Source organism: Micromonospora nigra (assembly GCF_900091585.1).
Taxonomy (GTDB): domain Bacteria; phylum Actinomycetota; class Actinomycetes; order Mycobacteriales; family Micromonosporaceae; genus Micromonospora; species Micromonospora nigra.
This window is the reverse complement of the sequence record NZ_FMHT01000003.1, coordinates 5,943,208-5,963,066: the sequence shown is the minus strand read 5'-3', so window position 1 is coordinate 5,963,066 and position 19,859 is coordinate 5,943,208. Positions and strand designations below refer to the sequence as shown.

Below are 19,859 nucleotides of genomic sequence, written 5' to 3'. Positions count from 1 at the left end.
GCGGGTGAGGCCGCCTCACCCGGTGCGGGTGGACCAGTCCTCGGTTCAGGCGGCCCGCCGCTCCCGGTTCTGCTTGCAGGTCACGCAACTGGTGGCGGACGGGAAGATCTCCAGCCGCTCCACGGGAATCGCCGCCGAGCACCCCTCGCACCAGCCGTAGGTGCCCTCCGCCAGCCGGTCGAGGGCGTGCTCGTACTGGGCGCGACGGTCGAGGATGGTACGCAGCAGGGACTGCGCGGTGTCCCGCTCCGCGGTCTTGGTGCCGCTGTCGGCCTGGTCGTCCCCGGCGGTGTCGCCGACCTCCACCAGGCGTAGCACCTGGCTCTGCAGCACCGCCTGCTCGTACTCCGCGGACAGCTCGTCGTAGCGAGCCTGCAGGGAGAGCCGGATCTGGTCGGTCTCCGCCTGGGACCGGCCCGTGCCGACCGTGTCGTGGACGAGCATCGCTGCCTGCCTTTCTCGTGGTGTGCCGGAGCGGGCCGTGCCCACTCGCGCGGCGCCCGGGCGTCGCCGGTGCGCTGTGAGCCGGGCGAATACCCCCGGCTGCGGCGGATCAAACCGACGAGGCTCCCGACTCCACGAGCGCGGGCCGGCGTGGGTCGTCCACCCGCACGACGACGTCGGCGAACCCGGCCGGGTCGACCTCGTCGGCGTAGCGGTGGAAGGCCGGCAACGTCCAGGCGTGGGCCGGCTCGGTGCGCCGGGCCAACGCGGCCGGCGAGACCTGCAGGTGCACGGTGAGGTCGAAGGGCAGGCCGGCGCCGAGCAGCAGGGCACCACTGACCAGGACGACGCCGCCGGGTGGCAGGTCGACGTAGGAGGCGCGGCTGGCCCGGTCCGCCCGGGCGTCCCACAGGGAGGGCAGCAACCGCCCGTCGCCGTGCGGCCCGGCCGGGTCGAGCACCTCCCGGCGTAGGCCGGTCTGGTCCACCCAACCCTCGTAGTAGGAGTCCGGATTGGTGCGGCCGTGCTCCAGGCGGGTCGAGGCGGGCCGCAGGAAGTCCTCGGACCGCACGTGCAGCACCGGACGACCCCGGGCCCGCAGCGGGGCCAGCAGGGCGGCAGCGAGCGTGTCGGGGGCGGCGGCGGGGGCACCGTCCACCGCGACCCGCAGTCGCCCCGGCGGGCGCTGGTCGGCGATCCGGTCGACGAGGACGGCGACGAGTCGCTGCGGGGAGATGGGCCGTACGCGCATGGCCTCATGGTGCCCGCCACGGCCGCTGCGGGCGCGACGGCCCCGCCGTTCACCGGAGGCTGTGGCGGTGCGGTCAGCCGGCGCGGTCGATGGTCACCCGGGCGTCGTCGGCGAGCCGGTAGCCGACGCCGTAGACGGTGGTGACCAGGGGGACCTCGACGCCGACCTTGCCACGCAGCCGACGCACGTGCACGTCGACCGTGCGCACACCGGCGTGCTCGTAGCCCCAGACCGCGTTGAGCAGTTGCAGGCGGGTGAAGACGCGACGCGGGTGAGCCACCAGGTGTAGCAGCAGGTCGAACTCCAGCCGGGTCAGCGGCAGCGGCTCGCCGTCGCGCAGCACCGACCGGGACGAGGCGAGGATGTGCAGGGTCGGGACGGTGGGCGCGAGCGCCCGGGAGGTGGCCGGGCCCCGGCCGGCGGGCACCGGGTCGGGACGGCGCTCCACCGGGGCGGTGGTGGAGATGGTGCCCTCACCACGCTCCACCATCTCCCAGGCGGCCTCCAGCAGCCGTCGGGCCGACGGGGTGAGCGACTCCTCGCCGGCGAGCGGGATCGACAGCGTCACGGTGATCACCGGGGCCGGGGTGTTGGCGGGTCGACGCTGGCCGCCGGGAGGTCGACCGGGGACCGCGGGCTGGGACGTATGCCATCCGGCGCGCGACGAGGCGGGGCTGACCGACATGGTCCTCCTTGGCTGGTCCGGGTATCTCCCCACGGCCCGGGACGCCGCTTCATCGATGCTTCCCGGCGCCTCTGCGAGGGTCAAGGGGCGGCTGCGTTGCATGAATGTGACATTTGACGGACACATCGGAGCCGAGCGCTCGCTCTGCGTACGAAGCCAGATGATTACAGCAGAGCCGCCGAGTTGACCGGGTACGGGGGGTCCCCGCCCGGTTCGCGTTCGTCGTCGTTGGCCGTGCCGCGAATCGGGGACACCCCGGTCACGAGGACTGTTCGCGCTCCCAGGAGACGCATTTCGTAACGGCCGTGAGACACCCGATCGTCACCCCGGCGTACGGGGGCGGTGCCGGCCCACCCCTGCGGGCACCGGGCCGGCGCCGCCGCCCGCGCGCAGGCCCGGTTCCGAGGGGGACACTCGTCGAATGCGGCGATGCCGTCCTCGCCCGGCGGGGCGGGCCGGGGCGGACTACCCTGAGTCGGTGAGTGAGGAACTCGACGCCGAGACCCTGGAGTTCGCACACCGGATGTTCGACCTGGCGCGCGACGGCACGACCGGCGAGATCGCCGGTTACGTCGACGCCGGGCTGCCGGTCGACCTGACCAACGACAAGGGCGACACGCTGCTGATCCTCGCGGCATACCACGCCCACCCAGACACCGTCGCCGCGCTGCTGGCCCGGGGCGCCGACCACACCCGCACCAACGACCGCGGGCAGACGGCCCTGGCCGCCGCCGTGTTCCGCAGCAGCACGGGCGCGGTCCGCGCACTGCTCGACGCGGGCGCCGACCCGGGCCACGGCAGCCCGTCGGCCGTGGAGACCGCCCAGTTCTTCGACCTTCCGGAGATGCTGGCGCTGCTCCGCTCCCGGTGACCGCCGACGACCCGGCAGGCGGTCGGCCGGGTCGGATCAGTCGGACGGCTGCCGGACGGCCTCGATCAGGAAACGCCGGGCGTGGGCGACGAACGGGCCGTCGGCGCGGATCCGCTCGTGCAGGCGGGCCAACTGCGGCCGGTACCGCTGCACGGTGAAGCCCGGCACGGTCCACACCACCTTGCGCAGGAACCACACGACCGCGCCCACGTCGTGGAAGACGGTCCGCAGCCGCGCCTCCCGTAGGTCGGTGACCTCCAGCCCGGCGGCGCGGGCGGCGGCCACCGCCTGACCCGGGTGCCGCCGGTCCGGCGGCAGCGGGCCCAGCATCGCCTCACTCAGCTCGCGTAGGCTGCCGGGGCCGACCTGCTGGGACAGGAACGTCCCACCCGGTCGCAGCACCCGGGCGGTCTGCGCCCAGTCGGTACGCACCGGATGCCGGCTGACCACGAGGTCGAAGGCCGCGTCGCGGAACGGCAGCCCCGTGCCCGGGGACACCGCCACCACGGTGGCGCCGACCGGGACCAGGTTCCGCCGGGCCACCGGCACGTTCGGCGGCCACCCCTCGGTGGCCACCAGCAGCCGCGGCGGCCGGGGGACCTCGGCCAGCACCTCCCCCCGCCGGTGTCCACGTCGAGCGCCGAGTCGACCGTCGCCATCCGTGCGGCGACGAGCCGCGAGTAGCCCCACGGTGGACGCTCCTCGGTGGCCCGCCCGGCCAGCCAGTCGAAGGTCCACCCGGCGATCGGCGCGGCACCGCCCTCGGCCAGGAGGTCGTCGAGACTCGGTTGGGCGGTCACCGCCCGAGCCTGGCCCATCCGGCGGATGCCGGCAACCAGATTTCGGCGGTCAGGACCGGGGACGCGCGATCTCCACGGTGGAGCCGGTGACGCCGCGCAACGCGTCGAGAGACGTCGCGTCGGCCCGACCGACCTCGAACTGGCGCATCAGCCGGGCGCCCAGGCGTACCCCGGCCGCGCCGACGGCCAGGCCGACCAGTTCCGTGCCCAGCAGCACCGTCGAGGCGCCGCTCTGCGGTGCGTCCGCCCGCACCAGGCAGGAGATCAGGAAAAGCGCCGACATGGCCACGTTGAGCAGGTTGAAGGTGATCGCCGTGGCCCGGGTGCGGTCGGCGGGAACGTCCCACAGGTCGACCATGCCCGCGACGGTGGTCAGGGCGGCGGCGAACAGCGCGGCGACCGCCGTCCAGTAGCCCACCAGGCCGAGGAAGGCCGGCCCGCCGAGGACGTCGGTCAGGTCGAAGACGACCGCGCAGACGAAGAGCCCGAACGGGAACGTGACCAGCATCGGTTGGATGGGATGGCCCTGCACCCGCAGCCGGCTCTGCATCGTCTCTCCCCCAGGTCGATCAGAACGTGAATCCAGGGTGCTACCCGTGGCCCGGGCCGACGAAACGGCACGCGTGGCCCGTCGGTGGCACGCGGTCGACCTGCCGGAGGGACGCACGAGGGTGCCGGGTCAGGTGTCCCGGGGGCGCGCCACGGTGCTGACCAGCCGCTCCGCCACCTCGTGCAGCGGGATCGTCAGCGACGTCGCGGCGCTGCGCAGCACCTCCAGGGCCTCCGGGGCGGGGCAACCCCGCTGGGCCATGATGACCCCTATCGCCTGGCCCACCACCCCGTCGCCGAGCAGCGCCGAGCCCCGCTCGCCCGCCAGCGCGGCCCGGCGGGCGCGGTCGCGTACCGCGGCGAGCAGCAGCCCGGCGTGCTCGGCCAGCAGCATCGCCGTGAGCTGGTGGCCGGTCGTCAGGGTCTCCGGGGTGGCGGCGTACAGGTTGATCGCGCCGATCACCTGCTCGTCGATGTCGACCGGGGCGGAGATCGCCCCCTGCACCCCGAGTTCGCGGGCCCGGGGCGTCCAGGTGGGCCACCGGGTCTCCCGGCCCAGGTCCTCCGCGCGGATCATCTCGCGGCGCCGGATGGCGTCCAGGGCCGGCGAGTCGGAGGCCCGCCGCAGGTCGTCCAGCTCGGCCAGCCCGGGGTCGGACGCCGCCACGCCGGCCGGTTCGCCCGCCCGCAGGGCCGTGAATCCGCACCAGCTCACCCCGACCAGGGCGTCCCGGGTGATCCGCACCAGCGCGGACAGCCCCTCGTCGAAGTCGTCGACGGTGAGCAGCCCGGCGGTCAGTTCCCGCAACAGGGCGGCCATCTCCAGCACGCCCAGGGTGTGCACCACCGGGTCCCGCGTCTCCAGGTTCACCGGCCCCCAGCCTCCACCGCTCCCGCTCGCGCCCCCGTTGGCCCGGCCGGCGTCGCCACCCGTCTCATTTGTCTGGTTTCTCCCCCGACTCTACGGACCTGCCGTGGTACCCCCGGCAACAGGGGTCGAAACGGAGCAGAACGAGGTGCCCTCCCCCGGCCCGGTGCCGGGAGAGGGCGTCGGGTCAGCGGGAGCCCGCCCCGAGCCGGCGCCCCACCGAGGCGATAAGCCGGTCCAGCTCCGAACCGAACGGGTTGTCGTGCACCAGGTACGTCCACGTGGCACTGGGCCGCACCAGCTTCGCCGCGTCCGGCTCCCAGTCGTCGTCGAACTCGGTCTCGGTGAACGTGTCGATCGTGCGCCGCTCGATCTCCGGCACCAGCTCGTTGAACGCGGGAACCGCCGAGCGGTGGAACTCGTCCAGCGGATCGAGGCGGCCCAGGGCCCGCAGGTGCACGCCCTCGCGCACCTCCGACAGCTCCGCCAGGTGTTCGGCCCAGAGCCGGTCGAGATGGTAGAGCGCGATCGAGCGCGCCACCCGGGCCAGCAGGTCCTCATCCATCTCCCCGGCCTTCTCGGGCAGCCGGTCCAGCAGCATCAGCGCCGCCACGTCGCTGGTCAGCAACCGCTCCCGCCGCTCGGCGAGCGCCTTGCGCTGCTGCTCGATGACCACGCTGTAGCGCCAGGTGTTGCGGTGGATCTCGTGGTTGACGCCCTCGGCGACGCGCTGGGCGTGCTCCACCGCATAGTCGACCAGCTCGTCGGTGACCAGTCCGTCGGCGTTCATCCGCGGCGACGGCGGCACCGCGTCGCCCGCGTGCCGCACCACCAGGTCGTCCTCCAGGCTGACGAAGAACACCGAGCCACCCGGGTCGCCCTGCCGGCCCGCCCTGCCGCGCAACTGGTCGTCGACCCGGCGGCTGTCGTGCCGGCCGCTGCCGATGACGTACAGGCCGCCCAGCTCCGCCACCCGGTCCCGGTCGGCCTGGTCGCTGCCGCCCAGGCGGATGTCCACGCCCCGGCCGGCCATCTGCGTGGAGACGGTCACCGCGCCGTACGCGCCGGCCTCGGCGATGATCGTCGCCTCCTCGTCGTCGTTCTTGGCGTTGAGCACCACGCTGGGCACCCCCGCCGCGTGCAGGGCGGCGGCCAGGCTCTCGGACTCCTTCACGTCGAGGGTGCCGACGAGCACCGGACGGCCCCGCTCGTGGTTGCGCCGGATCTCGTCGACCAGCGCCTCCTCCTTCTCCGCGCGGGTGGCGTAGATGCGGTCCGGCTCGTCCTCCCGCACGCACGGCGTGTTCGGCGGGATCACCGCCACCTCCAGGCCGAAGAACTCGCGCAGCTGGTCGCCGACCAGCACCGCCGTCGCGGTCATGCCGCACTTGACCGGGTACAGCCCGACGTACGCCTGCACGGCGATCGTGCCCAGCACCTCGCCCTCGGCCGTCGCGTCCAGACCCTCCTTGGCCTCGACGGCCGCCTGCAACCCGTCGGGCCAGCGGCGGCGCTGCGCCACCCGGCCCCGCATCTCGTCGATCAACTCGACCGAGCCGTCGCGCACGATGTAGTCGACGTCGCGGTGCAGCAGCGCGTGGGCGTGCAGCGCCACGTTCACCGCCGACAGCTGGGCGACGTGCTCCTCGTCGTACAGGTCGATGCCGAGCTTGGCCTCGACGGCGGCCAGGCCGGCGGAGGTGAAGGCGGCACTGCGGCCGTCCTCCGCGACCGTGTAGTGCTTCCCCTTGCGCAGTCCCCGCACCAACGCGGCGGCCGTGTGCACCGGATCCTGCTCACCCTGCACCGAGCCGGCCAGGACCATCGGCACCCGGGCCTCGTCGATCAGGATCGAGTCGGCCTCGTCGACGATCGCCGTGGACAGTGGGGGCTGGACCCGGTCGGCGACGTCGGTGACGAGCTGGTCGCGCAGATAGTCGAAACCGGCCTCACTGACCGAGACGTAGGTGACGTCGCAGGCGTACGCCTCCCGCCGCTGCGCCGGGGTGGACGCCTCGTTCACCCAGCCCACCGACAGCCCCAGCAGCGTGTAGACGGGTTCCATCCACCGCGCGTCGCGGCGGGCCAGGTAGTCGTTGACGGTGATCACGTGGACGGGCCCGTTGCCCAGCCGCACGTGCCCGTACGCGGCGATCGCGGCGGTGAGGGTCTTGCCCTCACCGGTGGCCATCTCGGCCACCTTGCCCGACAGCAGCGCCATCGCGCCCAGCAGCTGCACGTCGTACGGCCGCAGGTCGATGCCGCGGCGGGCGGCCTCGCGGCCGATCGCGCAGATCTCCTCGTAGCCGGAGGCCGCGCCGGCGGCCTCGGTCAACTCGGCGTCATCGAGCGCCGACAGCTCATCCTCGCGGGCCTCGATGGCCGGCAGCAGCTTCTCCAGCGGCGCCAGGTCGACGGTCGTCCCCGGGCGCTGGAGGAACCGGCGGAACCTGCTCTTGAACCGTTGCGACACACCCATGAGCGGCAACGGTACGCGACCCGGACGCTCGGTGGCGGCCCGGCCGCCGGGTGTCGCGGCCGGCCCTGCCGCGCGCCCCGGCGGACCCCCGCGCCCGGCCCGCCCGGCCCGCCCCGCCGCACCCGCCGACGCGGCACGCCCCGGCCGGCCCCGCCCCGGACCGACGGGCCGGTCAGGCCACCAGGAGCTGGTGGGTGGCCAGCTCGCGGTACAGCGGGCTGACCACGGTCAACTCGTCGTGGGTGCCGGTGGCGACCACCCGGCCGCCGTCGACGACCACGATCTGGTCGGCGTCGACGACCGTGGCGAGACGGTGCGCGACGATCAGCAGGGTCCGGCGGACGGCCACCGCGTCGATGGCCCGCCGCAGGGCGGCCTCGTTGCGGGCGTCGAGGTTGCTGGTCGGCTCGTCCAGCAGCAGCACCGGCGGCCCGGCGAGCAAGGCCCGGGCGATGGCCAGCCGCTGCCGTTCCCCGCCGGAGAGCAGCACCCCGCCCTCGCCCACCTGCACGTCCAACCCCTCCGGGGTCCGCCGCGCCAGGTGGCCCAGGTTGACCTCGTCGAGCACGCCCCGCAGCCGCTCCTGCGTGGTGTCGGGCGCACCGATCAGCAGGTTCTCCCGCAGCGTGCCGGCCAGCACGGGGGCCTCCTGCTCGACGTAGCCGAGCCGGGCGCGCAACACGTCGCGGGGCAGGTCGCGCACGTCCACCCCGTCGAGGCGCAGCGACCCGGAGGTCACCTCGTAGAAGCGTTCGACCAGGGCCAGCAGGGTCGACTTGCCGGCGCCGGAGGGGCCGACCAACGCGGTCCGGGTGCCGGCCGCGACGGTGAAGGTCACCTCGTGCAGCACCGGCGGGCCCCCGGGGTAGCCGAATCCGACCCGGTCGAACTCGATCGCCACCGGCCGGGTGGCCGTCCCACCGGCCGCCGCACCGACCGACGGCCCTGCCACGGGCGCCCCCGCCCGGCCCGGCGCCGGGTCGTCGGCCTCCGCCGGGACAGCCAGGATCTCCTCGATCCGCTGCAACGCGCCCAGGCCCGCCTGCAACTGGGTGTAGGCGTGCACCGCCTGGCCCAGCGGGAGCACCAGGAAGAACAGGAACATGATGAACGCGACCAGGTCGCCGACGGTGATCGCCCCGGCTGCCACCCGCGCCCCGCCGACGGCCAGCACCAGCAGGAAGGCACCCTGGACGGTGAGCGCGCTGACCGGCCCCACCACCGCCTGCACCCGGGCGACCCGCAGCCCCGCCTCGTACGCCCGCGAGGCGCTCACCCCCACCGTCTCGGCCTCCCGGCGCTCGGCGCGGGCGGCGCGGATGGTCCGTGCCGCGGAGATGGCCCGTTCCACCGCCGAGGTCATCTCCCCGACCTGCTCCTGGGCGCGGCGGGCCAGCCCCCGGACCCGGCGGGCCACGCCGATCGCGAAGCCGGCACCGAGGGCCACCCCGAGCAGGGTGATCCCGAACAGCACCGGGTCCAGCAGCAGCATCGCGGCCGCCGCCCCGACCACCATGACCGCCCCGGTGACCACCTCGAACAACCCGGAGGTGACCACCGCCCGCAGCAGGGTGGTGTCGGAGCCGACCCGGGAGAGCAGATCGCCGGTGCGGCGGCGGTCGTACTCGGCGATCGGCAGCCGCAGCAGGTGCCCGGCCAACCGCCGCCGGGTGCCCAGCACCACCCCCTCGGCGGCGCGTTGCAGCAGATAATCTCGGAACCCGCCGATCGCCGCGGCGGCCACCACCAGGCCGACCAGGGCCGTGACCAGCGCGGCGACGGGGCGGCCCACGGTTACCGCGTCGAGCACCGACCGGGTGAGCAGCGGCTGGCCGAGGGAGGCCGCCGCCCCGGCCAGCGACAGTGCGCCCACCACGGCGAGAGCGCGGCGGTGGGCACGTAGGTAGGGCAGCAAAGCGGCCAGGCCGACCGGCCGGGAATCGGAGGCGCTCATGGCGGGAACGGTAGCCGGCCCCGGCACCCCGGTCGGGCCGGCGCGGATCATCCGGTGCTCCGGCCGGCGGCGCGTCCGGCGGACCATCCGGCGGCGCTCCTGCGCAGGGAGCGCGAGCAGCCACTCCCGGGTGAGCGCAACCCAACGTTCATCCCCCGAAAACGCGCCGGGGAACCTCTGTGATCAAGCTGTACGCGACACATCCGGTTAGCGCTCGGCGGGACGTGGGAAATCCACGGCCGGTTATTCCGCCACGATCAGGGGGTGCCTGTGCGGGACAGTGATGTTTCGGTCTCACCGGTGGTGGAGGCGTGGTCGACCTACCGGACCACGTCGGCCGGCGACTGGCCGACCCGACGCCTGATGCGGGCCAAGGGCGACAGCCGGGTCAGTGTCGTGCTGCCGGCCCGCAACGAGGAGGCCACTGTCGGGGCCATCGTGTCGACCATCCGTGAGCACCTGATGGACCGGGTGCCGCTGGTCGACGAGCTGATCGTGGTGGATTCCCGGTCCACCGACCGCACGGCGCGGGTGGCGCGGGCCGCCGGCGCCGAGGTGGTCGGCCAGGACGCGATGACCCGGGGGCTGCCCCGGCTGACCGGCAAGGGCGACGCACTCTGGGCCGGGCTGGCCGCGGCGGAGGGGGATGTGGTCGCGTTCGTCGACGCCGACCTGCGGGACTTCCGGCCGCACTTCGTGACGGGGCTGGTCGGTCCGCTGCTGACCGACCCGTCGGTGGCCTTCGTGAAGGGCTTCTACCACCGGCCGCTGGTCGGGGCGGCCGGTGTGGAGGCCGACGGGGGCGGCCGGGTGACGGAACTGATGGCCCGCCCCATGCTGAACCTGTTCTGGCCGGAGCTCGCCGGCTTCGTGCAGCCCCTCGCCGGCGAGTACGCCGGCCGCCGCTCGGTGCTGGAGCAGGTGCCGTTCGTCTCCGGTTACGGCGTGGAGACGGCCATGCTGATCGACCTGCTCGACCTCGTCGGGCTCGACGCCCTGGCCCAGGTGGACCTGGGCGAGCGCAAACACCGGCACCAGGACACGGCCGCGCTCGGCAGGATGTCCGCCCAGATCATGCTGACCGCGTGGTCGCGACTGCAACGGCGCGGCTGGGCGGTGCCCGGGGCGCTGCCCGCCGAGGTGCTGACCCAGTTCCGCCGGGGTGGCTCCGAGGCGCTGCCCAACCTCGACCGGGAGATCGTCGTCACGGACGTCTCCGTCGACGAACGCCCGCCCCTGGCGCAGCTGCGGCACCGGGTGCCCCGCCGCCGGATGGCGGCGGCGTGACCGTCCCGGTCCGGGCGGCCACCAGGGGTGACGGAGGTCGCAGGCGGGTGGGGCCGGTTTCCGGTGGGGCGGGGACGGGTAGATCCTGAGCTTCCCGAGGCAGCGCAGTGGGGGTGCAGGATGCCGAGCCGGATCACCTGTGAGATACGCGACGGTCACCCGGTGACCGTCGTGCGGCTCGCCGGTGACCTCGACCTGGCGACCACCCGTGCCGTGCACGGGGTGCTCGACCGCTGCCTGGCGGCACAGCCGGACGCCCTCGTGGTCGACCTGGCCGACGTGGCGGTGCAGGACCGGCTCGCGCTCTCGGTCTTCGCCGCCGCCGCCCGGCGGGCTGCGGACTGGCCGGCCGTGCCGTTCGTCCTCTGCGCGCCGCCACCGCCGGCCGCGAGCTGGCTGACCCAGTCGGCCGCGTGCCGCGGGGTGCTGGTCCGGGGCAGTCGCGCGGAGGCCACCCGGGCGGCGGAGGCCGCCGCGTCGCCGCGCCTGCGGATCCGTCTGGAGCCGGTGGCGGAGGCCTGCCGGCGAGCCCGGGACCTGGTGACCGACGCCTGCGCGCGGTGGAACCTGCCCGAGGCGGTGGGCCCGGCGTCGGTGGTGCTGAGCGAGCTGGTCGGCAACGTGGTCCGGCACGCCGGAACGCCCATGCAGGTCACCGTGACGCTGCGCCGGCCGTGGCTGCAACTCGCGGTGGTCGACGGCAGCCAGGCGACGGCCCGCCCGGGGGCCCCGGGCGTACGCGACGAGGGTGGCCGAGGGCTGCTGCTCGTGCGGGAGCTGGCACGGCGCTGGGGCAGCGCCCCGGCTGGTGACGGTAAGGCCGTCTGGGCCACGCTGCCCGCGAATTGACCGAATTTACCCCTCTCGCCTGGTTACATGGTCGAAGGGCCGGCATGCCGTGCCCGTCCTTTCTGTCGCCATGACGGGGTGAGACTCATGCCCAAGCGGGTTACCACCGAGCCCGGAAACGACCGGGGGCCGGCTGTTCTTGCGCCGGCCCACTTCGGCGGCTACCCCGGCCCCCTGCGTACGCCCGTCCCGGGCAACTCGCTGCGCCGGTTCCTGTCCACCACCGACCACAAGCAGATCGGTATCCTCTACCTGCTCACCTCGTTCGGGTTCTTCATCGTCGCCGGGCTGGAGGCGATGCTGATCCGGGCCGAACTGGCCCGTCCCGGCCTGCAACTGCTCTCCGCCGAGCAGTACAACCAGATGTTCACCTCCCACGGCGCGGTGATGTTGCTGCTGTTCGCCACCCCGGCGGCGTTCGGCTTCGCCAACTACCTGGTGCCCATCCAGATCGGCGCGCCCGACGTGTCGTTCCCCCGGCTGAACGCTCTGGCGTACTGGCTGTACCTGTTCGGCGGGCTGATGGTCATCGGCGGCTTCCTCACCTCGCAGGGCTCGGCGGACTTCGGCTGGACCGCCTACGTGCCGCTGAGCACCGTGGAGCACTCCCCCGGCACGGGGGCCAACATGTGGATCACCGGCCTGGTCATCTCCGGTCTCGGCACGATCCTCGGGTCGGTGAACCTGATCGCCACGATCCTGACGCTGCGCGCGCCGGGGATGACCATGTTCCGAATGCCGATCTTCACCTGGAACATGCTGTTCGTCAGCGTGCTGGTGATCCTGGTGTTCCCGCTGCTGGCCGCCGCCCTGCTCGCCCTGCTGGCCGACCGCCTGCTCGACGCGCAGGTCTTCAACCCGGACACCGGCGGCCCGATGCTGTGGCAGCACCTGTTCTGGTTCTTCGGTCACCCGGAGGTCTACATCATCGCGCTGCCGTTCTTCGGCATCATCACCGAGATCATCCCGGTCTTCTCCCGCAAGCCGATCTTCGGCTACACCGGGCTGGTGCTGGCCACCATCGCGATCACCGTGGTCTCCATGACCGTCTGGGCGCACCACATGTTCGCCACGGGGCAGGTGCTGCTGCCGTTCTTCAGCATCCTCAGTTACCTCATCGCGGTGCCGACCGGGGTGAAGTTCTTCAACTGGATCGGCACCCTGTGGAAGGGGCAACTGACGTTCGAGACGCCGATGCTGTTCGCCATCGGCTTCCTGGTGACCTTCCTGTTCGGCGGACTGACCGGGGTGCTGGTGGCCAGCCCGCCGGTCGACTGGCACACCCACGACACCTACTTCGTCGTCGGGCACTTCCACTACGTGCTGTTCGGCACGGTGGTGTTCGCCCTCTTCGGCGGCTTCTACTTCTGGTGGCCGAAGATGACCGGCCGACTGCTCGACGAGCGGCTCGGCAAGGTGCACTTCTGGACGATGTTCCTCGGCTTCCACGGCACCTTCCTGGTGCACCACTGGCTGGGCAGCGAGGGCATGCCCCGCCGGTACGCCGACTACCTGCCCAGCGACGGCTTCACGACGCTGAACACGATCTCCAGCATCTTCTCCTTCGTGCTCGGCGCCTCCACCCTGTTCTTCATCTGGAACGCCTGGAAGTCCTGGCGGTACGGCGCGATGGTCACCGTGGACGACCCGTGGGGCTTCGGCAACTCCCTCGAGTGGGCCACCACCTGCCCGCCGCCGCTGCGCAACTTCGACCGGATGCCCCGGATCCGCTCCGAGCGACCCGCCTTCGACGCCAAGTACGGCCCACTCGTCGCCGACCTCGGCCGCGACCTGCCGCAGCGCACCACCAAGCCACCGCAGGAGTTCCACGAGGAACTGCACATGGAGAAGCACCGGCCCGAGTCCCCGGCCGCCGGCGGGGCACGCGGTGCCCGCGACGCGGTGGAGTACCAACCGGCACCGCAGTCCGGCGCCCGGCCCGTGGAGGTGCCGGAGCCCGAGGACGTCCGCCGGCCCAGCTTCGCCGACAGCGACGCGCCGGACGAGGACGAGAACCCCAACCCCCTCGACTCCGACCGCAGGCCCCGGCAGACCCCGCCCCGCTGGCGGCACCCCCACAGCGACGGCGGCGACGAACCGGACCGGTGACGCGGTACGCGTACGCGCGGGAAGGGGCCGGCACCGTGCGGTGGCGGCCCCCTTCGGCGTCGGTCAGCCCTCGCGGGCCGGGGCCAGGCCAGCGGCCGTCAGCGAGCGACGGACGGCCGGCTGCACCCGGGTCAACCGCAGCGGCACCCCCGTGCGCGCGGCGGCCTCCCGGCCGGCCACCAGCGCGGCGATCCCACCCGCGTCGAACCCACCCGCGCCGACCAGGTCCACCACCACTTCGGACGGCTGCCCGGTCACCGCCTCCAGCATCGCGCGGCGAAGTTGGGCCGCACCGTCCCGGTCGACCTCGCCGCCGACCTCGACGACCACCCGGTCGCCGTTCTGTCGCACGGAGATCCGCGTCCTGGTGGTCTCGGCCTCGGCGGTGCCGTTCTGCCACGGCGGTGGTGCATCGGCCAGCATCGCCTGCCGCAGCCAGGTCAGGGCCCGCGACAACAGGCGGGACACGTGCATCTGGGAGATGCCGAACCGGGCCGCGATCTCGGCCTGGGTCTGGTTGCCGTAGAAGCGCATCGCCAGGATCCGGCGTTCCCGCCAGGGCAACCGGTGCAGCAGGCCGGTGACCGTCACCCGGTCATCGACGGACTCCAGGGCGTTGTCGGACTCGCCGACCAGGTCACCGAACTCGGCGGAGCTCTCCCCGCCGACCGGCGCGTTGAGCGATGCCGGGCTGTATCCGGCGGCCGACTCCAGCGCGGCGAGGATCTCCTCCTCCGGGGTCTCCAGCCGTTTCGCCAGCTCCGCCACCGACGGGGCCCGGGACAACTCGCTGGTCAGCGCCGAGGTCGCCTGCCCCACCTCCAGGATCAGGTCGCGCAGCCGGCGGGGCACGTGCACACCCCAGGTGCGGTCGCGGAAGTGGCGCTTGATCTCACCCACGATGGTGATCGCCGCGTACGCGGTGAACGAACCGCGCTCCGGGTCGTACCGGTCGACGGCGTTGACCAGGCCGAGGCGGGCGACCTGCTCCAGATCCTCCAGTGGCTCGCCCCTGCCCCGGTAGCGGCGGGCGAGCCGCCCGGCGAACGGCAGCGCGAAGCGCACCAGGTCGTCGCGGGCCTCCGGGTGTCGCTCCGGTGGCAGGCCCTCGATCCGTGCCGCGTACGCCAGCGCTGCGGCGTCCAGGTCCTCCAGGCCGCGATCGCTGGGTGGTGGTGTGGTCGTGGTGGTCTGTCCGAACATCCGCGCCTCCCTCAGGAAGGTCCCCCGCCCGGAACTCAGGAACCGGTCGTGCGCGTGGGGTCGTCCCACGCACCGGGCCGGAAGTGGGTTACGTGATTGGGATGCCAGCGGGTGACGGCGCTGCGCCGCGCGGCGTGATCAGGCCGTCGCAGCCAGCGGTGTTCCCGCTCCGTAGGTACTCAATCACGGGAGCACGGGTTCGCGAGGATGTTTCGGCAGGACCGCCTCAACAGACCAGCAGGCCCTGGGCCGCGCCGCCCTCCCGCAGCCCGGCGAGGGCCTCCGGCACGGCCAGTGGCTTCGGCGTGGGCAGGTCGTACGGCTGCGCCCGCAGCACCTCCGTGGCCCGCCGGGTGGGTACGGAGCTGACCGGGTAGCCCCGGGCGGAAGCGCGGTCCAACGCCCGCCGGCGGTGACCGAAACCGGCCACGGCCAGCCACTGCGGCAGCCCGGCGAGGGCGGGCGAGCGCATCCCCGGCGGCTCGGGCAGCACGTCGACCGAACTGAACGGTTCGCTGCCGGCCAGCCACCACTCGACGCCCTCGACGCTGCGCCGGGTCGCGTTCTCGCACCAGTACGGCACCATCCCGGCCCGGACGACCTGCCACGGGTCCAGCAGCCGACCGCACTCGACGACGAGGCGGTCACCGGTCTTCCCGGCGGCACGCAGCCAACGCCTGTACAGGTCGGCGATGGCGGCGCTGAGGGCCTCGGGCCACGGAACGTGGATGCGGTGCAGGGGATGTCCGTGCCGGCCCGTCCACTCCCGGACGTGGTGGTCGAATCCGGACTCCACGCCGTGTTCGGCGTATCCCGGCGGGGCGCCGACCTCGGGTGGCTCCCACGGGGTGTCGTCGCCACCTGCGGCCCGCAGCACCTGCCGCAGGTTGTGGCTGTCGGGGTGGAAGTCGACCGGGTCGAGGCCGCTGGCCGGGCAGCCCACCTGGAAGCTGTGGCCGGGCGCGGAGTCCAGCACGGGCCAGGTGCGCGCATCGGACAGCAGCAGCACCGGCGCGCCGGGTTCCAGCCGGTCGGCCAGGAACCTGCGGTACGCGGCCGGCAGGGTCAGCCACCGGGCGGCCAGCGACACCGTGGCCCCGGCCAGCGCGCCCCGGCTGGCCGGGCAGTGCACCTGCCGGACGTGCAGGTCGGGGTTGGCGGCCAGCAGCCGGGCGGTGAGGGCGGCACCGTGGTCCAGGGCGGCGCGGGGCCGGTCCACGGATCCCCCGGCCCAGTGTGCGGTCATCTCGAAGCCGGCGGGCAGCCAGGGCACGCCCAGGGCGACCGCGAGGTGCGCCGCCGCCCCGTGGGGCGAGCCGAGCAGCAGACCGGGCCAGCGGCGGCGCGGGTACTGGTCGGTGAACCAGCGGGCCACCCGGTCCGCGTCGACCTCCGCCGTCTGCCCGGCGGTCAGCGCCACCCGGCCCGCGGCCCGGGTGGCGGCGGCACGCCGCACGGGCTCGGGGGCGCCGACGAAACGGGACAGCGGCCCCACGTGCCCGAGGTCGGCGCAGTCCTCGCCGCGCAACGCCCGCGCCGTGGCGGCGACCAGGATGCGCGCCGCGCTGCCGGCCGCCACGACCCGGTCGCCGGCCAGGCCGGCGCCGTCGGCCGTCAGCCCCTTGCGCACCGCGTGCACCGGGCCCCCCTTGCCTCGTTCGCTCACCACGCGGCCCGGCTTCCCGCCCCGATGCGGTTCAAACAGGGCATCCACGGCTGAGCGGGATCAATCAGGTGATCGTCGGCGGTTCGCCGGTCCCGGGACCATGGCGACTCCCGGGCCGGACGACGACGCGTGGGCGGCCCGCGGCGCACCGGCCCACCGGCGTCGGCAGGGCCCGGACCACCGCACACACTGCGGGTCGGGGCGACGCGTCCACCGGCGGTATGAGCGAGACGTGATCTATCTTCATCCGGACGTATCGATTTAGGGTGGCGACATTCCCACGGCGTACACCGCCGGGAAACCCCGAGAAACCCCGTCACAACCTGTCCCCCCAGGATCGGAGACATCGAAGATGCGAAGATTCGCCACCGTGGCGGCAGCCCTGCTGCTGCCTGTCGGCCTACTCGCCGTCAATCCCCCGACCGCCTCGGCGGCCGGCGAGCCGGCCGGCAGCTCCGTCGAGGCCAGCGGCGCCGCCGCCACGCCCGACATGCTCGCCGCGATGCGTCGCGACCTCGGCCTGACCACCACTGAGGCGCGGACCAGGATCGTCAAGGACGAGAAGGGCAGCCGCACCGACGCCAAGCTGCGCCGCTCCCTCGGCGCGTCGTACGCCGGCGGCTGGCTGGACGCCGCCGACGGCGGCCTCGTCGTGGCCGTGACGAACAAGCGCGCCGCCGACCGGGCCAAGGCCGCCGGTGCCGCCCGCACCACCGTCGTCGGACGCAGCGCCGCCCAGCTCGACCGGGTCAAGGCGGGCCTGGACCGCGCCGCCCGCAAGGCGTCCGCGGCCGTTCCCGGCTGGTACGTCGACGTCGCCAGCAACACGGTGGTGGTGCTCGCCCGCGGTGACGCCGCGGCCGCGGAGGCGTTCGTCAAGGCCAGCAAGGTCGACAAGTCGGCCGTCCGGATCGTCGGCACCACCGAGGCGCCGCGACCCCTGTACGACGTACGCGGCGGCGACGCCTACTACATGGGTGGCCGCTGCTCCGTCGGCTTCGCCGTCACCGGCGGGTTCGTCACCGCCGGCCACTGCGGCACCGTCGGCACCGCGACCCAGGGCTACAACCGGGTGGCGCAGGGCACCTTCCAGGGCTCCTCGTTCCCCGGCAACGACTACGCCTGGGTCTCCACCAACTCCAACTGGACCCCGCAGCCGTGGGTGAACAACTACGCCGGTGGCAACGTGACCGTGGCCGGCTCCACCGAGGCCGCGATCGGCGCGGCGGTCTGCCGCTCCGGCTCGACGACGGGCTGGCACTGCGGCACCATCCAGGCCAAGAACCAGACCGTGAACTACGCCGAGGGCGCGGTCACCGGGATGACCCGCACCAACGCCTGCGCCGAGCCGGGCGACTCGGGCGGCTCGTGGCTCTCCGGCCAGCAGGCGCAGGGCGTCACCTCCGGCGGGTCCGGCAACTGCACCTCCGGCGGGACGACCTACTTCCAGCCGGTGAACGAGATCCTGTCCCGCTACGGCCTGACGCTGCGCACCAGCGGCGGTGGCGGCAACCCGCCGCCTCCGCCCACCGGGTGCAGCGGCTACGAGTCGACCTACACCGGCTCGCTCTCCTCGGGCGGCCAGCAGATCCAGCCCAACGGTAGCTACTACTACTCGGCCTCGGGCACCCACCGGGCCTGCCTGGACGGCCCGAACAGCGCCGACTTCGACCTCTACCTGCAGAAGTGGAGCGGCAGCGGCTGGGTCCAGGTCGCCGGGGCGTACACCCCGAGCGGGGACGAGACCCTGAGCTACAACGGCACCGCCGGCTACTACCGCTACCAGGTCGAGTCGTACAGCGGGTCCGGCAGCTACACGCTGGGCATCACCACCCCGTGACGCAGCCCTGATCGACCGCACGACCACGGTGTGAGCCGAACCGCGACGCCCGGCCCGGACATCCCCGGCCGGGCGTCGTGGCGTGCGGCAGCGCCGGGGATGAGCCGCCGGACGGTTTCACCGCCGCCCTCCCGGGCACTTCACCGCCCATGCAGGCAGACGACGAGCCGACCGGCGCCACCATCACCCCGTACGAGGACGGCCCGCTGCTGGTGCGGGGCGACTTCACCCTGGTCACCCCGGACGGCCAGCCGATCGACGCACGCCGCCGCACGGTCGCCCTGTGCCGGTGCGGCAAGTCCGCCCTCAAGCCCTTCTGCGACGGCACCCACAAGGCGGTCAACTTCCGCGGCTGAGCGCCCGGCCGGCGGTCAGGCCGCTTCTCTGAGCCGGGTCGGACCGGACACCGACGGACCGGCCCCCGCCGGGGAAGCCACCGACGCACCGGCCACCGCCGGGAAGGCCGCAGCCGGGATCGTGCGGCGCAGCGAGGAGCCGCCGGCCGCCCAGCAGTCGAGGAGGTGGGCGGCGAACAGGGCGTCCAGGGCCATTGCCGCCGCCGCGCCGAACAGCACGTCGCCGGCCAGCGCCGGTTCCTGCCGGACCAGGCCACCGCACAGGTCGTGGGCGGCGATCTGCTCGTGCACGGCGTCGGCCTCCACGTGCTCGTCGTAGAAGCGCGTGGCCGCCTCGTCGAACCCGAGGCGGCGCAGCCCGTTGCCGTAACGCCGGTTCGGCAGCGACGAGGTCATCTCGTACGCGGCCAGGTGGCCCAGCAACGCCCCGCGCAGCCGACGGTGCAGCCCGAACAGTGACATCAGGTTGTTGGTGGCGAGCGTGACCGCCGGCACCGCGTCGAGGTGGGCGGCGTAGCCGGTGTCCAGGCCCAGCCGGCCCAGGGTGCGACGGAACAGCTCGGCGTGCATGCGCTCGGCGCGGCCGTTGCCGTACTCGTCCATCTGGATCTCCACCAGGGCGGCCTTCGCCGGCCCGCCGAGGCGGGGCAGACCCCAGCTGTGCGGATCCGCCTCGCGCAGGTGGTAGATCGAGCGGTGGGTGACGAACTCGCGGAACTGCTCCAGTGTGGCCCGCCGTTGCAGGGTGGCGGCCAGGGCCGGACCGTCGTCGGCGGCCGCCAGGTCGGCGAGGGCCTTCGGCACCCGTCCGGCGGACACCGGCGGCGGCGTCCCCACCAGGTCGCGCACCGCCGACTCGAACGTGCGCTCGGCGGACGCCCGCAGCGCCAGCAGGGACGGTTGCCACTCCCAGTCGTCGGCGACGCCACGCCAGCCCCGGTAGTGCAGCTCGTAGCAGAGGAACAGGGTGAGCTGGAGGTCCTCGTCGACGAGCGGGTCGGTCCCGTCGAGGCACCCGGCGAGCCCGGCCGGCAGGTCGTGCGGGGCCCGACACAGCGACGCGCGCAGGGCCGCGGAGACGGGGCCGCGGGGCTGCGGCAGCGGGGCGGGACCGTACCGCCGATCGGTGGGCGTGGACATTCGACCTC

Annotated in this window: 16 protein-coding genes and 1 pseudogene; 6 read left to right on the top strand and 11 right to left on the bottom strand. The window is 73.8% G+C overall.

Going from position 1 to position 19,859, the window contains the following annotated elements:
* Positions 1-45 precede the first annotated feature (45 nt).
* The 3 genes from GA0070616_RS26135 to GA0070616_RS26125 all read right to left on the bottom strand — a co-directional run bounded on the left by GA0070616_RS26135 (position 46) and on the right by GA0070616_RS26125 (position 1,880).
* A complete protein-coding gene (locus tag GA0070616_RS26135) occupies positions 46-444 on the bottom strand; it encodes a TraR/DksA family transcriptional regulator (RefSeq protein WP_091088896.1) in 399 nt (132 codons plus the stop codon).
* A 109-nt stretch (positions 445-553) separates the two neighbouring features.
* The gene (locus GA0070616_RS26130; RefSeq protein ID WP_091088892.1) at positions 554-1,195 is read right to left on the bottom strand and encodes a nucleoside/nucleotide kinase family protein; all 642 of its coding nucleotides are present in this window, start codon (positions 1,193-1,195) and stop codon (positions 554-556) included.
* A gap of 73 nt (positions 1,196-1,268) precedes the next feature.
* Complete coding sequence (locus GA0070616_RS26125) at positions 1,269-1,880, bottom strand: winged helix-turn-helix domain-containing protein (protein WP_091088888.1); 612 nt, start codon at positions 1,878-1,880, stop codon at positions 1,269-1,271.
* A 523-nt stretch (positions 1,881-2,403) separates the two neighbouring features.
* On the opposite strand from GA0070616_RS26125, the gene GA0070616_RS26120 reads away from it, so the two are divergent.
* Positions 2,404-2,751: an ankyrin repeat domain-containing protein gene (locus GA0070616_RS26120; RefSeq protein WP_425413014.1), complete on the top strand. Its 348-nt coding sequence runs from the start codon at positions 2,404-2,406 to the stop codon at positions 2,749-2,751.
* 36 nt (positions 2,752-2,787) lie between these two features.
* Here the strand turns inward: GA0070616_RS26120 and GA0070616_RS26115 are convergent.
* From GA0070616_RS26115 to GA0070616_RS26095, 5 genes and pseudogenes are all read right to left on the bottom strand, one after another.
* A pseudogene (locus tag GA0070616_RS26115) lies at positions 2,788-3,569 on the bottom strand (class I SAM-dependent methyltransferase).
* Positions 3,570-3,600: 31 nt separating this feature from the next.
* On the bottom strand, positions 3,601-4,101 hold the full coding sequence (locus tag GA0070616_RS26110; protein WP_091088881.1) for a DUF2231 domain-containing protein: 501 nt from the start codon (positions 4,099-4,101) through the stop codon (positions 3,601-3,603).
* 129 nt (positions 4,102-4,230) lie between these two features.
* A complete protein-coding gene (locus GA0070616_RS26105; protein WP_091088878.1) occupies positions 4,231-4,971 on the bottom strand; it encodes a GAF and ANTAR domain-containing protein in 741 nt (246 codons plus the stop codon).
* A gap of 184 nt (positions 4,972-5,155) precedes the next feature.
* A complete protein-coding gene (secA2, locus tag GA0070616_RS26100) occupies positions 5,156-7,447 on the bottom strand; it encodes an accessory Sec system translocase SecA2 (protein WP_091088874.1) in 2,292 nt (763 codons plus the stop codon).
* A gap of 172 nt (positions 7,448-7,619) precedes the next feature.
* Complete coding sequence (locus tag GA0070616_RS26095) at positions 7,620-9,401, bottom strand: ABC transporter ATP-binding protein (RefSeq protein ID WP_091091702.1); 1,782 nt, start codon at positions 9,399-9,401, stop codon at positions 7,620-7,622.
* Positions 9,402-9,704: 303 nt separating this feature from the next.
* On the opposite strand from GA0070616_RS26095, the gene GA0070616_RS26090 reads away from it, so the two are divergent.
* From GA0070616_RS26090 to ctaD, 3 genes are all read left to right on the top strand, one after another.
* Positions 9,705-10,688 carry a glucosyl-3-phosphoglycerate synthase gene (locus GA0070616_RS26090; RefSeq protein ID WP_245713036.1) on the top strand — a complete coding sequence of 328 codons (984 nt, stop codon included), beginning with the start codon at positions 9,705-9,707 and terminating at the stop codon, positions 10,686-10,688.
* Between the two features lie 120 nt (positions 10,689-10,808).
* Positions 10,809-11,537, top strand: coding sequence for an ATP-binding protein (locus GA0070616_RS26085; RefSeq protein ID WP_091088866.1), 729 nt, complete (start codon positions 10,809-10,811; stop codon positions 11,535-11,537).
* Positions 11,538-11,624: 87 nt separating this feature from the next.
* Complete coding sequence (ctaD, locus tag GA0070616_RS26080; protein ID WP_091088862.1) at positions 11,625-13,646, top strand: aa3-type cytochrome oxidase subunit I; 2,022 nt, start codon at positions 11,625-11,627, stop codon at positions 13,644-13,646.
* A 63-nt stretch (positions 13,647-13,709) separates the two neighbouring features.
* On the opposite strand, the gene GA0070616_RS26075 is transcribed toward ctaD, so the two are convergent.
* A complete protein-coding gene (locus tag GA0070616_RS26075) occupies positions 13,710-14,849 on the bottom strand; it encodes a SigB/SigF/SigG family RNA polymerase sigma factor (protein WP_091088860.1) in 1,140 nt (379 codons plus the stop codon).
* A 226-nt stretch (positions 14,850-15,075) separates the two neighbouring features.
* A complete protein-coding gene (locus GA0070616_RS26070; protein ID WP_425412972.1) occupies positions 15,076-16,488 on the bottom strand; it encodes a hypothetical protein in 1,413 nt (470 codons plus the stop codon).
* A gap of 379 nt (positions 16,489-16,867) precedes the next feature.
* On the opposite strand from GA0070616_RS26070, the gene GA0070616_RS26065 reads away from it, so the two are divergent.
* Positions 16,868-18,355: a S1 family peptidase gene (locus GA0070616_RS26065; protein ID WP_175440212.1), complete on the top strand. Its 1,488-nt coding sequence runs from the start codon at positions 16,868-16,870 to the stop codon at positions 18,353-18,355.
* A 149-nt stretch (positions 18,356-18,504) separates the two neighbouring features.
* Positions 18,505-18,711 (top strand): CDGSH iron-sulfur domain-containing protein, encoded by a 207-nt coding sequence (locus GA0070616_RS26060; protein ID WP_091088856.1) that lies wholly within the window; start codon positions 18,505-18,507, stop codon positions 18,709-18,711.
* 15 nt (positions 18,712-18,726) lie between these two features.
* On the opposite strand, the gene GA0070616_RS26055 is transcribed toward GA0070616_RS26060, so the two are convergent.
* Positions 18,727-19,851 (bottom strand): iron-containing redox enzyme family protein, encoded by a 1,125-nt coding sequence (locus tag GA0070616_RS26055; RefSeq protein ID WP_091088853.1) that lies wholly within the window; start codon positions 19,849-19,851, stop codon positions 18,727-18,729.
* Positions 19,852-19,859: the final 8 nt, after the last annotated feature.

Excerpts from the sequence above, each read along its gene's own strand:
- GA0070616_RS26130 (WP_091088892.1), bottom strand. The coding sequence starts at position 1,195 with ATGCGCGTACGGCCCATCTCCCCGCAGCGACTCGTCGCCGTCCTCGTC.
- GA0070616_RS26120 (WP_425413014.1), top strand. The coding sequence starts at position 2,404 with ATGTTCGACCTGGCGCGCGACGGCACGACCGGCGAGATCGCCGGTTAC.
- secA2 (WP_091088874.1), bottom strand. The coding sequence starts at position 7,447 with ATGGGTGTGTCGCAACGGTTCAAGAGCAGGTTCCGCCGGTTCCTCCAG.
- GA0070616_RS26135 (WP_091088896.1), bottom strand. The coding sequence starts at position 444 with ATGCTCGTCCACGACACGGTCGGCACGGGCCGGTCCCAGGCGGAGACC.
- GA0070616_RS26110 (WP_091088881.1), bottom strand. The coding sequence starts at position 4,101 with ATGCAGAGCCGGCTGCGGGTGCAGGGCCATCCCATCCAACCGATGCTG.
- GA0070616_RS26075 (WP_091088860.1), bottom strand. The coding sequence starts at position 14,849 with ATGTTCGGACAGACCACCACGACCACACCACCACCCAGCGATCGCGGC.
- GA0070616_RS26095 (WP_091091702.1), bottom strand. The coding sequence starts at position 9,401 with ATGAGCGCCTCCGATTCCCGGCCGGTCGGCCTGGCCGCTTTGCTGCCC.
- GA0070616_RS26085 (WP_091088866.1), top strand. The coding sequence starts at position 10,809 with ATGCCGAGCCGGATCACCTGTGAGATACGCGACGGTCACCCGGTGACC.
- ctaD (WP_091088862.1), top strand. The coding sequence starts at position 11,625 with ATGCCCAAGCGGGTTACCACCGAGCCCGGAAACGACCGGGGGCCGGCT.
- GA0070616_RS26060 (WP_091088856.1), top strand. The coding sequence starts at position 18,505 with ATGCAGGCAGACGACGAGCCGACCGGCGCCACCATCACCCCGTACGAG.
- GA0070616_RS26065 (WP_175440212.1), top strand. The coding sequence starts at position 16,868 with ATGCGAAGATTCGCCACCGTGGCGGCAGCCCTGCTGCTGCCTGTCGGC.
- GA0070616_RS26125 (WP_091088888.1), bottom strand. The coding sequence starts at position 1,880 with ATGTCGGTCAGCCCCGCCTCGTCGCGCGCCGGATGGCATACGTCCCAG.
- GA0070616_RS26055 (WP_091088853.1), bottom strand. The coding sequence starts at position 19,851 with ATGTCCACGCCCACCGATCGGCGGTACGGTCCCGCCCCGCTGCCGCAG.